Origin of the sequence: Bacteroides sp. AF25-5LB (genome assembly GCF_003602965.1) — a bacterium.
GTDB lineage: Bacteria > Bacteroidota > Bacteroidia > Bacteroidales > Bacteroidaceae > Bacteroides > Bacteroides uniformis.
Map to the genome: position 1 here is coordinate 70,219 of NZ_QTMC01000007.1, position 14,502 is coordinate 84,720.

Annotated in this window: 15 protein-coding genes and 1 pseudogene; 12 read left to right on the top strand and 4 right to left on the bottom strand. The window is 46.1% G+C overall.

Going from position 1 to position 14,502, the window contains the following annotated elements; genetic code table 11:
* The first annotated feature begins 142 nt into the window (after positions 1-142).
* The 7 genes from DWY57_RS09760 (at position 143) to DWY57_RS09795 (ending at position 4,852) form a co-directional block, all read left to right on the top strand.
* Positions 143-379 carry a hypothetical protein gene (locus DWY57_RS09760; RefSeq protein WP_008766683.1) on the top strand — a complete coding sequence of 79 codons (237 nt, stop codon included), beginning with the start codon at positions 143-145 and terminating at the stop codon, positions 377-379.
* 367 nt (positions 380-746) lie between these two features.
* Positions 747-968: a hypothetical protein gene (locus DWY57_RS09770; protein ID WP_025076690.1), complete on the top strand. Its 222-nt coding sequence runs from the start codon at positions 747-749 to the stop codon at positions 966-968.
* 31 nt (positions 969-999) lie between these two features.
* Positions 1,000-1,980, top strand: coding sequence for a PRTRC system protein E (locus DWY57_RS09775; protein WP_008766685.1), 981 nt, complete (start codon positions 1,000-1,002; stop codon positions 1,978-1,980).
* Between the two features lie 4 nt (positions 1,981-1,984).
* Positions 1,985-2,206, top strand: a complete 222-nt coding sequence (locus DWY57_RS09780) for a PRTRC system protein C (protein ID WP_008766686.1) — start codon at positions 1,985-1,987, stop codon at positions 2,204-2,206.
* A gap of 49 nt (positions 2,207-2,255) precedes the next feature.
* Entirely contained in the window at positions 2,256-3,344 is a 1,089-nt protein-coding gene (locus tag DWY57_RS09785) for a hypothetical protein (RefSeq protein WP_008766687.1), read from the top strand.
* A gap of 3 nt (positions 3,345-3,347) precedes the next feature.
* A complete protein-coding gene (locus DWY57_RS09790) occupies positions 3,348-4,067 on the top strand; it encodes a prokaryotic E2 ligase family D protein (protein ID WP_008766688.1) in 720 nt (239 codons plus the stop codon).
* The gene (locus DWY57_RS09795) at positions 4,064-4,852 is read left to right on the top strand and encodes a PRTRC system ThiF family protein (RefSeq protein WP_008766689.1); all 789 of its coding nucleotides are present in this window, start codon (positions 4,064-4,066) and stop codon (positions 4,850-4,852) included. Before DWY57_RS09790 ends, DWY57_RS09795 begins: the two co-directional genes overlap by 4 nt.
* 87 nt (positions 4,853-4,939) lie before the next feature.
* Here DWY57_RS09795 and DWY57_RS09800 read toward each other — a convergent pair whose 3' ends face one another.
* From DWY57_RS09800 to DWY57_RS09810, 4 genes are all read right to left on the bottom strand, one after another.
* On the bottom strand, positions 4,940-5,695 hold the full coding sequence (locus DWY57_RS09800; RefSeq protein ID WP_119961671.1) for a LytTR family DNA-binding domain-containing protein: 756 nt from the start codon (positions 5,693-5,695) through the stop codon (positions 4,940-4,942).
* Complete coding sequence (locus DWY57_RS09805; protein WP_054350165.1) at positions 5,676-6,767, bottom strand: sensor histidine kinase; 1,092 nt, start codon at positions 6,765-6,767, stop codon at positions 5,676-5,678. Before DWY57_RS09805 ends, DWY57_RS09800 begins: the two co-directional genes overlap by 20 nt.
* Before the next feature lie 395 nt (positions 6,768-7,162).
* On the bottom strand, positions 7,163-7,339 hold the full coding sequence (locus DWY57_RS21285; protein ID WP_243634669.1) for a PqqD family protein: 177 nt from the start codon (positions 7,337-7,339) through the stop codon (positions 7,163-7,165).
* Between the two features lie 12 nt (positions 7,340-7,351).
* Positions 7,352-8,638, bottom strand: coding sequence for an IS1380-like element IS613 family transposase (locus tag DWY57_RS09810; protein ID WP_005805709.1), 1,287 nt, complete (start codon positions 8,636-8,638; stop codon positions 7,352-7,354).
* Between the two features lie 137 nt (positions 8,639-8,775).
* Here DWY57_RS09810 and DWY57_RS09815 point away from each other — a divergent pair.
* The 5 genes and pseudogenes from DWY57_RS09815 to thrS form a co-directional block, all read left to right on the top strand.
* Positions 8,776-9,063 (top strand): annotated as a pseudogene (locus DWY57_RS09815) (hypothetical protein); the annotation flags it as partial.
* Between the two features lie 116 nt (positions 9,064-9,179).
* Positions 9,180-9,605 (top strand): Holliday junction resolvase RuvX, encoded by a 426-nt coding sequence (gene ruvX / locus DWY57_RS09820; protein ID WP_005827870.1) that lies wholly within the window; start codon positions 9,180-9,182, stop codon positions 9,603-9,605.
* Between the two features lie 43 nt (positions 9,606-9,648).
* Positions 9,649-10,206 (top strand): peptide deformylase, encoded by a 558-nt coding sequence (def, locus tag DWY57_RS09825; protein ID WP_022402114.1) that lies wholly within the window; start codon positions 9,649-9,651, stop codon positions 10,204-10,206.
* A 116-nt stretch (positions 10,207-10,322) separates the two neighbouring features.
* Complete coding sequence (locus tag DWY57_RS09830) at positions 10,323-12,383, top strand: tetratricopeptide repeat protein (protein WP_117601460.1); 2,061 nt, start codon at positions 10,323-10,325, stop codon at positions 12,381-12,383.
* A 79-nt stretch (positions 12,384-12,462) separates the two neighbouring features.
* Positions 12,463-14,403 carry a threonine--tRNA ligase gene (gene thrS / locus DWY57_RS09835; RefSeq protein WP_005836068.1) on the top strand — a complete coding sequence of 647 codons (1,941 nt, stop codon included), beginning with the start codon at positions 12,463-12,465 and terminating at the stop codon, positions 14,401-14,403.
* Positions 14,404-14,502 lie beyond the last annotated feature (99 nt).

Sequence of the window (14,502 nt, forward strand, 5' to 3'; positions counted from 1 at the left end):
AGGTCAGGCCCTCCGGGTTTCGGGGAAAATCATCCTCGCGCCGCTCCGGTATTTTCCTCCGAAAACCTTGCCTGTGGAGGCGGTACGCATCCCGGCCCTTGAAATTGGAAAAGACTGTTTCACCCGTTAATACCGGAATGTCATGAAAACAAGGGAATATATCGACAAGATTCAAGCGAACAGATGGGTACGGACCATCGCATTGGGCTTTGCAGCCTTCATCGTGTTCAGTTATATGTACACACGGGGCATATCCCCCGTGTGGGCTGCGGTAGCCATCGTGTGTTTTAGGGGATTCTTCAGGTTCCTGTACCGGATAGCTTGCCTTCTGGTGGCTGCGGCCATACTTTTCTGCATACTCAGTTTTCTGGTATCCTGACAATATTTGACCATGAAACATAACTGCCATACAAAATCAAGTGGAACCTTACAGAACAGAGCTGTCTTCCGGGACGGCTCTTTTTGTTTTCCGCCCTCTGTGGAACCGGAAACCATAACGACAGGAATAAAAGGAAAAGGGATGAAAACACAGACTTGGCATACCGGAAACTACCGGGCAAAGTTGGCAAATGCCTTTGTTCGGACGGCAAGGTCAAGCCTTGCGGTTTCGGAAAAAATCATCCTCGCCGGAGGCTTGCGGTATTTTTCCCGAAAACCTTGCCTTACCGAAGGCATCTGCCGTCGGGCCCTTGTAGTTCACGGGCTGCCAAAGCCCGAATATTCACAATTAAAAAAAATAAAGAGACATGAACCAAGCATTTGCAACAAGCGCACCGCCGGCTCCCATGAGGATGCCCATGCCGGTAACGAGAAGAAAAAGGACGGTGGAACCCGAACCTGCCGTCAAGTTCCCGCCACGGGGGACGACAGGGCCGGTACACATCTCCACCCTGTTGAACCCGATTCTGGAAATCAGCCGCCATCCCGACAGGAACAGGCTGCTGGCCAAACTGTTCAGTGAAGAATAAAACCCAGTAATAACTTTTAATACATCAAATTATGTTTTTTACAGCAATCCACCAGATGATGACCGAAGGCGTGGATCTCACGCTTGTCATCCGCAAAGCGAACGGACAACTGACAGTATCCTTACTGCCGAAGTCGAACGGGCTGAAGGACGAAGCCCAGAACCACCTCGTACCACTGACCGTCAGCGGGCATCCGCAGGAACTGGACGCAGGCTTCCTACAAGCCGTAGCACGTCCTATACAGAAGACTACCGGACTGATTTCCAACATGGCGCAGTTCGAGGCGCAGGCTGAGAAGGCAGCGTCCGAGAGCAAGGCGGCAAAGGAGACCAAAGCGAAGGAGACGAAGGAGGAAAAGGAGAAGCGGGAGAAGTACGAGAAACATTTCAAGAAAGCGGAGGAACTGATCGCTGCCAAGAACCACAAGGAGGCGGTTACCGCACTCGGACAGGCACGTCTTTACGCCAAACCGCAGGACCAGAAGAAGATTGACGAGATGGTGGCGGAACAGACAAAGGCGATGAACAAGGGCAGTCTGTTTGAACTGATGGAAGAACCGGCTCCGCAGCCACAACAGCCGCAGGCACAACCGGCAGCCGCACCAGTCCAACAACCGCGGCAGGCTCCACAGTATCCTCAGCAACCGCAGGCACAGAGACCGATGGCGGCTCAGGCTCCTGGCGGACAGCAGAGACCGGCAGCCAATCCTCAGCAACAGCAGACAATGTGGCCACCGCAACAACCGCCGCAGGGACCGGCACAATATTACGCCCAGCCACAACCGCAACCCTATATGGGACAGCAGCCAGTACCGCAACAGGCTCCACAACCCGCACACGGGGGATACCATGGGACACATTGGCAGGAGCCGGTACAGCACCCTGAAGAACTCTCCCCACATTATCACGCCGGAGAGGATGAACCCAATTACCGTCCGGAGGATTACGAGGAATATCCCGATTTTCCGCAGTCCATGTTAGAAAATCATGTCTCACAATATCAAGCAGTATAAGATTATGGCACTCGAAGTAACAGGAATGGCACGCTCATTCACATTCAAGAAAGGCAGCGGAATGGTAACGCTCGATGATCCCAACCCGTCGGACAGCCCCGAAATGGTCATGAGCTATTACTCCAACTTCTACCCGGAGCTGACAACGGCAACGGTACACGGACCGGTCATCAAGGACGACAAAGCCGTGTACGAGTTCAAGACCACCATCGGGACCAAAGGATAGGAAGCATGAAGAAGGAACGAAAGAAAAAGAACAACAAGAAAAGGAAACCATGTGTACCATTGGACGAACAACAGTCAAGGCAGCTGGCGAGGCTCATCATCGGCCAGACGCGGAGGAATGTACGGTACGGCGTGAACAGGGAAGAACGGATTGCGGCTCCAAGCGGGGCCGTAATTCTTTTCTAAGCACAGCCTTCATACCGCTGGCACAGAATAATCTTACCGTGGATTGTTACGACAGCGGCGAATGCAACAGTATAAACGTAATCACGCGGGATAACTACGAATTCCTGCGTGATTCGTATTTCAGGTATTCCCTGCTATTGCAGAAGGAGGGCGTACACATGCCAGGAAACAGTATCGGGGAAGGCATCGCCAATCTGTACGATGAAATGAACACGCTTGTCGGTGACGAACTGCATGTCAACATCGAGCAGGAAGCCGGCAGGCTTTTCTTCCGGCTGTGGAAATACCACAAGTGGGGAAGTTTCACGCTGTACTACTTCCCGGTGAAGTTTCTGGAATCGCTCAATCCCATTTTAAGGAGGATTGCCATTACCTTTATCCATAAACTGATGAAAGCAAACGGCATTGATACATTCGTGGATTACGAAGAATCGGACTTTTTGTTTGAAATGCTTTCGGAGGATGACGGCAGCGACCCGGAGGAGTGGAAAGAACGCATGAAACTGCTGGACTCCTATCAGGAAGGGAAAATCGGCAGGCTGCTCAAACGGGTGGAATCGAAATCCTACTACAAGAACCTGCCGAAAGCACTGGATACATACGAACCCCAAAACGGGTTTGAACAGCCTTTGGTCGATGCGATGAAACGGGGTCTCCCGTTTCTGACGCCTGCACGGGGCATCATGCAATACGCTTATGACGCCTATTACTCGGAGAATCCGGACTTCCACCCGATGTACCTGCAACAGCAGATAAGGGTCGTGTATGACATCAACGACATTGTATCCGACTATCTCGTTGACTATTACAATTCCTGTAGCAGGGAGACCTACGACATCACTCCGGTGACTGCCCTTGACCTGTCGCCCGATACCGAAGAACTGTTCAGCATGGACGATTACCCGGAACGGTTCTTTCGGTGGGCGGACGAATTCATATCTTTAATCAGTTGAATTATGTTGGAAACGAATGAACTTACCCAAAAATTGAGGACGCTGCTCCATCCGAGGGCGGCGTTGATTGCCTATTCAGGCGAGAAAGACAACTCTTATGCCTCTGACAACAACTATTTTGTTGAGATAAGGGATATAGACGATAACGGAATGATGGGAGAAGGCCGGCCCGTCACGGTGGATTTCATGAACGAACTGGTGCGCGGTTATTCCGAAAGCCACAGCACCACGCCATACGGAAGGATTCCGCCCAATATGCTGTGGTGCGACCCGCGCAAGGGCAGTGAGAGGTATATCTGGTACAACTCCCCACAGAAACGGATGATGTTTTTCAAGGAATCCCTTCAAGTAGAGAATGCAAAATACAACCTGCCGGGAGTCATTTACGTGGCAGGTGGCAGTTCGTTGAGTATATATGCTTACAAGGACAAGAAACTGACGGAAAAGACGGAGCTTTATGCCGCACCGTTCTTCAACGTGACAGGGGCAAATGTCTGTCTGGGTTCCGCTAAAATAGACAAGCCGAGAGATTTGACCTACAAAAACCTGTTGGAGTATTGGGAGAAGAAGTTCTGGCTGACGGAGTTTTCACACCTGGGCGGAGGGGGCAACCCGACCAGATCAAACCTGATATTGGTGACAAAGGCCGCAAAGGACAAGCCTTTCAACCTCGACGAACTGAAACCTTTGAATAACTTGAAATTGAAAGATATATTGAAATGAAAAGAGTACACTACATAGATAACTATCTGCTGAACCCGCAGCACCCGGTCACGGTGAACCTGATCGGCGCGGGAGGAACCGGCTCGCAGGTATTGACCTGTCTGGCACGGCTGGACGTGACATTGCGGGCACTCGGACATCCGGGATTGTTCGTAACACTTTATGACCCGGACATAGTGACGGATGCCAACATCGGTCGCCAGCTTTTCGGCTGTTCCGACCTTGGACTGAACAAGGCGCAATGCCTGATTACCCGAGTGAACAATTTCTTCGGCAATGACTGGAAAGCGGTACCGGATATTTTCCCGACCGTGCTGAAAGATGCCAGACGGGATGACATGGCGAATATCACCGTCACCTGTACCGACAACATCAAGTCACGGCTTGACTTATGGAACGTATTGAAAGCCGTGCCCACCTCGAATTACCGTGATTACGAAACACCGCTTTACTGGATGGATTTCGGGAACACACAAAGTACGGGTCAGGTTGTGTTGGGAACCATACCCAAGAAAATAAAACAGCCCGCTTCCGAGTTGTACAAGACTGTCGATTCGTTGAAGGTCATTACCCGGTTCGTGAAATACGCGAGGGTGAAGGAGGCGGATTCAGGACCGAGCTGCTCCTTGGCGGAGGCGTTGGAAAAGCAGGACTTGTTCATCAACTCCACACTGGCACAACTCGGATGCAATATCCTTTGGAAGATGTTCCGTAACGGGATGTTGGAACATCACGGGCTGTTCCTTAATTTAGAAACGATGAAAGTGAATCCGATAATGATATAACTTGTTTAAAAGAGGATGAGCCAAATGCAAATTTTGTAAGAATCAAATCTAAACGAACATAATTTCACTTTACGCACATGTTAATAATTACCTGTCAATCCATTCCTTAAGCCTCTGCGCCTTTTCCTTACTCACTTGTATTTCCGTTTTCGGATAACCTTTCAAACGGACAATCAACTTTCCTCCAAAATAATTACCGAGGAACAAAACGTGCTCTACATTGATAATATATTGGCGGTTTGCCCGGAAGAAATAGTCGGGATTCAGTTGGTGTTCAAGTTCATCCATTGACACATTGACCACTTCGGAAGTGCCGTTGTTAAGACGGAGATATACAATCTTGTTTTCTGTTTCGATGTGGTTGATGTCCGAAACGCGCACGGTCTTATATCCGTCACGGTAAGGAAGCAAGAAACGCTCCCGATAACGGAACTTGTTCTTCTGTAAGGCATCGAAAAGCTGCTGTAGGTTTTCGTCGGTGTAATTCTTACCGGCTTTGGCCGCCTTGTCAATGGCCGCTTCAAGTTCATCCGAATCCAACGGTTTCAGAAGATAGTCGAAACTGTTGAACTTGAATGCTTGTACCGCATATTCGTCGTATGCGGTGGTAAATATGATGGGTATGGTTGCCGGGGCATATTTTAGAGCTTCGAAACTCAAACCGTCAGTCAAACGGATATCCGCCAGAATGAGGTTTGTGGTTTTGCCGGATTGAAAGAATTCGACCGTCTCTTTGATGCTGGCAAGAGGGCCTTCGACAATAAATGTTCTGTCAATGTCGTTCAGCAGCCTTATGAGGCATTTGGCATTGCGTGGCTCGTCTTCAAGAATCAGTATGTTCATAGGGGATGGTGTTTTTTATGATGGGCAGACTTACCGAATAGAAGTTTTCGGCATTCTCTATCTTGACCTTTTTATCACAAAGCAAAGCGTATCGTTCTGTGATATTTTTAAGTCCTAAACCGGTTGATTCGATTGGGGACATCAAAGGTGACTTAAGATTGCTGACTGTTATATAATCATCGGACAGCTTTATGTCGATGACCAGCGGATGTTCAGATGAAAAGCTGTTATGTTTTATTGCGTTTTCCACAAGAAGCTGCAATACAGCCGGTGGAAGAAAACCTTTGCATTGTCTGACGCCCGGACTTACTTTTGCAATGACACCTTCGTCGTGGCGCACTTTCATCAAGTACAAGTATGAATCAAGAAACTTGATTTCGTCCGCGACAGGTATCAGGTTTCGGTCCAAGTTGGTGATGATGTATCGGTATACTTTCGACAGATTGCTCAGGAATTTTCCGGCAAGTCCGCTATCCTCCTCAATCAGCTCCAGCAGATTGTTGAAGTTGTTGAACATGAAATGCGGATTGATTTGCAGTTTCAGGGAATTGAGCTGTGACTGCAAGGCTATCTCCTTTTCTTTCATCAGTGCCATTTCAAGTGCCTGTTTCTCGTTGCGTGCCTTGATGTAAGACTGAAGATAGAACGTGTTGGCATAGACGCTTGACAAGAATGTGGAAATCATGGCAAAAGTATATGCGCCTTTCATGTTGAGGAGCTCGTCAAGAAGCCCGTTGCCGTTTTCACCCCATAAGAAGTTGAACAAAGAAATCATGCCGAATGCGACAACGTTGTTCAGGGTAAAAAGGCAGGAAGCATAGACAATCACCCACACATAAGATGTCCTAAATGGCAATACCCTAAAGACCAAAAAGGAAAATCCTAAAGAGATGTAGGTAAACAGCATACACAACAGATAATCGATGATATAATCGGCTATTGCCATCTCCGGTAATTGGCCGGCGGTTTCATCATCGAGTATAAACCACAGAATGAGGTAGAGCATATAGGAAACGGTTGATAACAACAGACCGTTCTTCCAATTCATTATTTTTATATTCTCGTTGGCCATATCAGATACAAAGTTACTTCATATTCCGCAAAAATAGGGATTTACATCTTTAGTTGATAGGATAAAACCGACTGAAACGGATAAAATCACCATTGAAGTGATGAAAATGAATGTTGAAACGGATGGAGTTGCACTTTATGTTTGCCGAAATACCATTTAGAAAATCTGTTTTTCAAAATAAACCGCCTATTTGGGCGGTTCAGATATAAATTTATCCGTTTCAGCCGAATTTTACTGTTACAGCCAAAGCAACACGGGTAATTTTGCATCCATATAGGGTAAATACCGCATGATAAAGTCTGAATCAACCAAATTTTTAAGTAGCCCTTAATTCCGCAACACTATTATAAAATATTTTTTTTAAGTACCTGAGCAACAAAAAGTTGCTCAGGTACTTAAAAAAAATATTTTATCCTCAAATCCGCAACTAAGCTCTTCAGCGTCCTTCTTGCGTCTAAACGTCCTCTCATCACTGAATTAGCAGATAAATTGAGGCTGAAATACCCACTTCTGCCCACAATATCCCCTTGCCCCACTATGCGACTTGAGGCAATACGCAGTATCATACCCATAAGTTGTAGGCGTTATCCAAAATCAGTCTGAAAAATATCTGCGTAAGCATTATTACAGGTATAGATATTCAGCACATACCGCCTTGATGTTCTGATCCACTTGGCTGGTACAGAGACAAACCTGAAGACAAACGCTTTTATGCGACTTGTTGCATTGAGTCCGAACCTCTTTACGTCAAGTCTGTGGATAATGGCCTTGTAGAAATTACGGATAAGTGCCGTAAGAAGAAGGAACACAGTGTTCTCTGCCATGAAGGATTTGGGCAATCTGTCCCACCCGAAACCATTGTTCATATCATCGAAGATACGTTCCTTTCCTCCACGAAGGTTATAGAACTCGACAATTTCTCTTGTGGAAGATTCATAGTCGTTAGTCAGGATACAACGGTATGTGTATTCTCCTTCCCAAAGATCCAGCACACCGTCCATCCGTTTCTGTCTTTGAATCACAAGTCGGTATGCTTTACCCTTCCACTTCTCAACAAGAATAGAGTTCAATTCGAACTCAATGCCATTGATTTCCTCAGTCTTCCAGCCTCTAAGAGCAAAGATGTCATTGTAGAGCGAACTGCAGCGGTTTGCGCGGATATAGAAGGATTTGCTGTGTTTCTCTATTTCCTCCACGATTTCCTCGGAACATGATCCACAATCAGCTCTGAAACGATTGATTGTAAGTCCGTTCTGCTCAAATCTCTCAAAGAATCTCTTCAGCGTGTCCTTCTGATGAAAACGAACGTTGGTGTTACCATCGCTATTCTCAATGCCAACAATCAAGTCGTCAATAACCGCCACGCCAGGGCGATAACCAAGGAACTTCTTGTATGTAGGCTTTGCATCATACTTCTCAGTCTCTATGAACTGATGGTCGAAATCAACATCATACATCTCGCCCTCTTTCAGTTGGCCGGATGCAAACATACAATTGAGCAGTAAGGTATTGAGTGTGTCAGCCGTGTTGAAATCGTAGTTCTTACCCGTATCTGATGTGTATGAGATGTTTCCTTGCGTCAGTTCCTTTATCGCTCTGAGGATAGTATCAGAACTACAAGTACGAAGTGTCGGATGGAGCGAGAGATGGTTCATCAAATGAGTAGTGACATCCTCAATGCATGAGCCACCACAGAAGTAGATACTCATGAGGGAACGGACGATTTCACTGTACTGATAACCGAACGAGCTACACCTTAGACCGAGTGTCGAGTCGATTACAGATGACAATGTGGAGTCAAATTGCTCCATGATTGAAAATATTCCTCCAAAAGGAGTGAGCTTCTCGGATTTTATTTGTATTTTTGCCATGCCTGATGAGGTTTTGTTTGATTATTTTTTTGCAACACTAAGTTAAGTGAATCCTCTGACATGGCAAAATCCTGAGCAACTTTTTGTTGCTCAGGTACTTAAAAAAAATATTTTATAATAGTGTTGCGGAATTAAGGTATATTGCCGCCTCCAAGCATATACCCGTTGTGGGTAAGGAGGAGATCGGTGTCCATCTTTCCTACCTTTACAACAACCGCAAGGAGTACAAACTGAATGGCTTTGCACTGGGTGTCACCTACAATCCCTCCTTCCATCCGCAGTTGAGGGTGATAGCGGAGTACGACTCCAGGGACTTTGCTTTGGGAGCCACTTATCTGCTGTTCAAGCATCTGCATGTGCAGGTCGAAATGCAGAGGATGAAATATTTTACGGGAGGGCTGACATACAAAATTCATTTGAAATAATTAATGAAAAAATCAGCGGAGGGATGTTTGATACTATCAGACATCCCTTTTTTCTGTATTATATATGTAAGATTAACGGCGGAATTCAAATTTTAATCGTAATTTTGTAGCCCATTATGAGTAGAATAATAGCCATAGACTACGGTCGAAAACGTACGGGAATAGCCGTGAGTGATACATTGCAGATGATTGCGAATGGACTGACAACTGTGCCTACACACCAATTGTTGCAGTTTCTTCTTGATTATGTGGCTAAGGAGCCGGTAGAGCGTATCTTGGTAGGCCTTCCTAAGCAGATGAATAATGAGGCTTCGGAAAACATGAAGAATATCGAACCTTTTGTCCGTTCGCTGAAGAAGAAACTGCCTGACATGCCGGTTGAATATGTAGACGAGCGTTTTACTTCTGTTCTGGCTCATCGGACGATGCTTGAGGCTGGATTGAAAAAGAAAGACCGCCAAAATAAAGCACTGGTGGATGAAATCAGTGCAACTATTATTCTGCAAACTTATTTGGAGAACAAACGTTTCTCCTTTTTATAATGTATAGAAAATAATTTGTAATTAGTAATTTGTAGTAAAGGAAATGATTTTACCCATTTATGTGTACGGTCAGCCCGTATTGAGAAAGGTAGCAGAGGATATTGCCCCGGACTATCCGAATTTGAAAGAGCTTATCGAGAATATGTTTGAAACGATGGACCATGCCGAAGGCGTAGGACTTGCAGCACCGCAGATTGGGCTTCCCATCCGTGTGGTGGTAATCGATTTGGATGTACTTTCCGAAGATATGCCAGAATATAAAGATTTCCGCAAGGCGTATATCAATGCCCATATTTTGGAGGTGTCCGGTGAGGAGGTTTCTATGGACGAGGGGTGCTTGAGCCTTCCCGGTATTCATGAGTCGGTGAAGCGTGGCAACAAAATACGTGTGCAGTACCTGGACGAGAATCTGGAACCGCACGATGAGATTATCGAAGGCTACCTGGCACGCGTGATGCAGCACGAGTTCGACCATCTGGAAGGAAAGATGTTCATCGACCATTTGTCTCCGTTGCGCAAGCAGATGATTAAAGGAAAACTGAATGCCATGTTGAAGGGCAAGGCACACTGCACTTATAAGGTGAAAACCGTAAAGAAATAAGTCAACCATATAATATGGTATAAAAGGCTCAAAAAATATAAAAAGTGTTCCGCTAATCCCGACAAGTAAACGAAAAACGTTACTTTTGTTTCGTTTACAAGCATTTATAAAACAAGATGATAAGAAAAATACTGACAGCTATTTTGCTGTTACCCACATTGTTGTATGCGCAAATCAATACGGAACGGGTGATGACCATTGCTCGGAATGCATTGTATTTTGAGGATTACGTGCTTTCTATCCAATATTTTAATCAGGTAATCAACGCGAAACCTTATTTATATGAGCCTTATTTCTTCCGTGGACTGGCAAAAATCAATTTGGATGACTATCAGGGAGCGGAGAGTGATTGTGATGCTGCGATTCAAAGAAATCCTTTTGTGGTAGGTGCTTACCAGATCAGAGGATTGGCACGTATCCGTCAGAACAAGTTTGACGAGGCGATTGAAGATTATAAAACCGCTATCAAATACGATCCGGAGAATGTGGTGCTTTGGCATAATCTTTCCCTTTGCCATATTCAGAAAGAAGATTATGAGGCGGCTAAGGAAGATTTGGGTACGCTTCTGACAATTGCCCCCAAATATACGCGTGCCTATCTGATGCGCGGGGAAGTCTCCCTGAAACAGAACGATACGATACAAGCTTTGCGTGATTTTGACAAAGCTATTGATATGGACCGTTATGACCCGGACGGATGGGGGGCAAGAGCCATTGTACGTCTCCAGCAGGGAAAGTATAAAGAGGCTGAAGCTGATTTGGACCAGTCTATCCATCTGAGTGCAAAGAATGCCGGTAACTATATCAACCGTGCCTTGGCGCGTTTCCATCAGAATAATTTGAGAGGCGCCATGAGTGACTATGATTTGGCTTTGGATATTGATCCGAATAATTTTCTCGGGCACTACAACCGCGGTCTGCTGCGTGCCCAGGTAGGCGATGACAACCGGGCGATAGAGGATTTTGATTTTGTGTTGAAGATGGAACCGGATAATATGATGGCCACTTTCAATCGTGGTTTGTTACGTGCGCAGACGGGGGATTACCGGGGAGCTATCAGTGACTATTCCAAAGTGATTGCAGAATATCCTAACTTTATGGCCGGCTATTATCAGCGTGCCGAAGCCCGTAAAAAGATTGGCGACCGTAAAGGAGCCGAGCAGGATGAGTTCAAAATCATGAAGATGCAGATAGACAAGCGTAACGGTGTTTCTTCCGGTGACAAAAAGGAAGGTGGCGACAGTAAGGATGTTGCGGATAATTCTTCGGGGAACTCCAATGGAGATGGCGGGAAGACCCGTAAGAAATCCGACAAGAATATGGAAAATTATCGGAAAATTGTAATAGCGGACGATTCGGAAGTTGACCAGCGTTATAAGAGCGATTATCGTGGACGTGTACAAGACCGGAATGTGACCATCAAGCTTGAGCCGATGTATGCTTTGACTTATTATGAGAAACTGAGCGATGTGAAGCGTATCGTACATTATCATAAGTATATTGAGGAACTGAACCATTCGAAACTGTTCCCGAAGCCACTGCGCATCACCAATATGGAAGCTCCGCTGACGGAGGAACAAGTACGCTTCCACTTTGCTTTGATAGACGCTCATACGTCTGATGTGGTGGCTGACGAGAAGAACGCCAAGAAACGTTTCATGAGAGGTCTGGACTTCTATCTGGTTCAGGATTTTGCCAGTTCCATAGATGACTTTACAAAGAGTATCTTGTTGGACGACACTTTCTTTCCGGCATACTTTATGCGTGCTTTGGTGCGTTATAAGCAACTGGAATATAAAAAGGCCGAAGCCACAATGAGTGAAGGCGCCACTTCGGGTACAACGGAAATGAAGAAGCCTGAAGTGACGGCCATCGATTATGAAGTTGTGAAGAATGACCTGGACCACGTTATCCAATTGGCTCCTGATTTTGTTTATGGCTATTATAACCGTGGCAATGTGTCTTCGTTGCTGAAGGATTACCGTGCCGCCTTGGCGGATTATGACAAGGCGATTGAGCTGAGCCCCGATTTTGCTGAAGCATACTTTAACCGTGGGTTGACGCACATCTTCCTGGGGAATAACAAACAAGGTATTGCTGATTTGAGTAAAGCCGGAGAGTTGGGCATTGTGTCGGCCTATAATATCATAAAGAGGTTTACAGATACACGGGAATAACATTTTTTTGCTAAAAAATAGAATATCAAAAAGAATTAGCTATTTTTGCGTTCTGAAAAATGAAATATACATATAAACTATGATAAAGATAACATTTCCAGACGGCTCTGTTCGTGAATATAACGAAGGAGTAACGGGACTGCAGATTGCAGAAAGCATCAGTTCGCGATTGGCACAAGACGTGCTGGCTTGTGGCGTGAACGGAGAAATTTATGATTTGGGGCGTCCTATCATGCAAGACGCTGAAGTGGTTCTTTATAAATGGGAGGATGAGCAGGGTAAGCATGCCTTTTGGCATACCAGTGCCCACCTGCTGGCCGAAGCTTTGCAGGAACTCTATCCGGGCATCCAGTTCGGTATAGGTCCTGCTATCGAAAACGGTTTCTACTATGATGTGGACCCGGGTGAAACGACTATCAAGGAAGCTGACCTGCCGGCCATTGAGAAAAAAATGGCTGAACTGGTGGCTAAGAAAGAAGCGGTTGTCAGACAAGACATTGCCAAGGCAGATGCTTTGAAGATGTTTGGTGACCGTGGAGAAACTTATAAATGCGAGCTGATTTCCGAATTGGAAGACGGTCACATCACAACTTATACGCAGGGTGCATTTACTGATTTGTGCCGTGGCCCTCACTTGATGACCACAGCTCCTATCAAGGCTATTAAGCTGACTTCCGTCGCCGGTGCTTATTGGCGTGGACAAGAAGACCGTAAGATGATGACCCGTATCTATGGTATCACCTTCCCGAAGAAGAAGATGCTGGATGAGTATCTTGTTCTGCTGGAAGAGGCAAAGAAGCGCGATCACCGTAAAATCGGTAAGGAGATGGACTTGTTCATGTTCTCCGACACCGTAGGTAAGGGACTCCCGATGTGGCTGCCCAAAGGTACTGCACTGCGTATCCGCTTGCAGGACTTCTTACGTCGCATCCAGGCCCGTTACGATTATCAGGAAGTAATGTGTCCGCCCATCGGCAACAAATTGCTTTACATCACTTCCGGACACTATGCAAAATATGGTAAGGACTCCTTTCAGCCCATACATACACCGGAAGAAGGGGAAGAGTACTTCTTGAAACCGATGAACTGCCCTCACCACTGTATGATTTACAAGAACTCACCCCGTTCTTACAAAGACCTGCCTTTGCGTTTGGCAGAGTTCGGTACGGTTTGCCGTTACGAGCAGAGTGGTGAGCTGCACGGGCTGACACGTGTACGTAGCTTTACGCAGGATGATGCGCACATCTTCTGTCGTCCGGACCAGGTGAAGGATGAGTTCCTCCGTGTAATGGACATTATCTCCATCGTGTTCGAATCTATGGACTTCGAGAACTTCGAGGCACAGATTTCCTTGCGCGACAAGGTGAACCGCGAAAAATATATCGGTAGTGACGAGAACTGGGAAAAAGCAGAACGTGCCATTATCGAAGCTTGTGAAGAAAAGGGGTTGAAGGCAAAAATAGAATATGGAGAAGCTGCTTTCTATGGTCCTAAACTGGATTTCATGGTGAAGGATGCCATTGGTCGCCGTTGGCAGCTGGGTACCATCCAGGTGGACTACAACCTGCCGGAACGTTTCCAACTGGAATATACCGGTGCCGACAATCAGAAGCACCGTCCCGTAATGGTTCACCGTGCTCCGTTCGGCTCCATGGAACGTTTCGTGGCTGTGCTTATTGAGCATACAGCTGGTAAATTCCCGTTGTGGCTGACTCCTGATCAGGTCGCTATTCTGCCTATCAGCGAGAAGTTCAACGACTATGCGCATGAAGTGAAACAATACTTGAAGCGATATGACATCCGTGCCATTGTGGATGAACGCAATGAAAAGATTGGTCGTAAGATTCGTGACAATGAGATGAAGCGTATTCCGTACATGCTGGTTGTAGGTGAAAAGGAGGCTGAAAACAAGGAAGTTGCTGTCCGCAAGCAGGGAGAAGGTGATAAGGGAACCATGAAATTTGAAGAATTTGCCAAAAAAATGAACGAAGAAGTTCAGAATATGATAAATAAATGGTAACTTTGCGCCCAATTGTAGAAGCATAGCATATATTAGATGTTCTAAAGATCGCTTTTACTTAACTAAAACATTAATTTGGGAATAGTAAATAAGAAACAA

What these genes read in the sequence shown, in the direction of transcription:
- DWY57_RS09770 (WP_025076690.1), top strand. Translation starts at nt 747, where the DNA reads ATGAACCAAGCATTTGCAACAAGCGCACCGCCGGCTCCCATGAGGATG.
- DWY57_RS09805 (WP_054350165.1), bottom strand. Translation starts at nt 6,767, where the DNA reads ATGGCCAACGAGAATATAAAAATAATGAATTGGAAGAACGGTCTGTTG.
- def (WP_022402114.1), top strand. Translation starts at nt 9,649, where the DNA reads ATGATTTTACCCATTTATGTGTACGGTCAGCCCGTATTGAGAAAGGTA.
- DWY57_RS09800 (WP_119961671.1), bottom strand. Translation starts at nt 5,695, where the DNA reads ATGAACATACTGATTCTTGAAGACGAGCCACGCAATGCCAAATGCCTC.
- thrS (WP_005836068.1), top strand. Translation starts at nt 12,463, where the DNA reads ATGATAAAGATAACATTTCCAGACGGCTCTGTTCGTGAATATAACGAA.
- DWY57_RS09830 (WP_117601460.1), top strand. Translation starts at nt 10,323, where the DNA reads ATGATAAGAAAAATACTGACAGCTATTTTGCTGTTACCCACATTGTTG.
- ruvX (WP_005827870.1), top strand. Translation starts at nt 9,180, where the DNA reads ATGAGTAGAATAATAGCCATAGACTACGGTCGAAAACGTACGGGAATA.
- DWY57_RS09775 (WP_008766685.1), top strand. Translation starts at nt 1,000, where the DNA reads ATGTTTTTTACAGCAATCCACCAGATGATGACCGAAGGCGTGGATCTC.
- DWY57_RS09810 (WP_005805709.1), bottom strand. Translation starts at nt 8,638, where the DNA reads ATGGCAAAAATACAAATAAAATCCGAGAAGCTCACTCCTTTTGGAGGA.
- DWY57_RS09760 (WP_008766683.1), top strand. Translation starts at nt 143, where the DNA reads ATGAAAACAAGGGAATATATCGACAAGATTCAAGCGAACAGATGGGTA.
- DWY57_RS21285 (WP_243634669.1), bottom strand. Translation starts at nt 7,339, where the DNA reads ATGGGTATGATACTGCGTATTGCCTCAAGTCGCATAGTGGGGCAAGGG.
- DWY57_RS09790 (WP_008766688.1), top strand. Translation starts at nt 3,348, where the DNA reads ATGTTGGAAACGAATGAACTTACCCAAAAATTGAGGACGCTGCTCCAT.
- DWY57_RS09780 (WP_008766686.1), top strand. Translation starts at nt 1,985, where the DNA reads ATGGCACTCGAAGTAACAGGAATGGCACGCTCATTCACATTCAAGAAA.
- DWY57_RS09795 (WP_008766689.1), top strand. Translation starts at nt 4,064, where the DNA reads ATGAAAAGAGTACACTACATAGATAACTATCTGCTGAACCCGCAGCAC.
- DWY57_RS09785 (WP_008766687.1), top strand. Translation starts at nt 2,256, where the DNA reads ATGTGTACCATTGGACGAACAACAGTCAAGGCAGCTGGCGAGGCTCAT.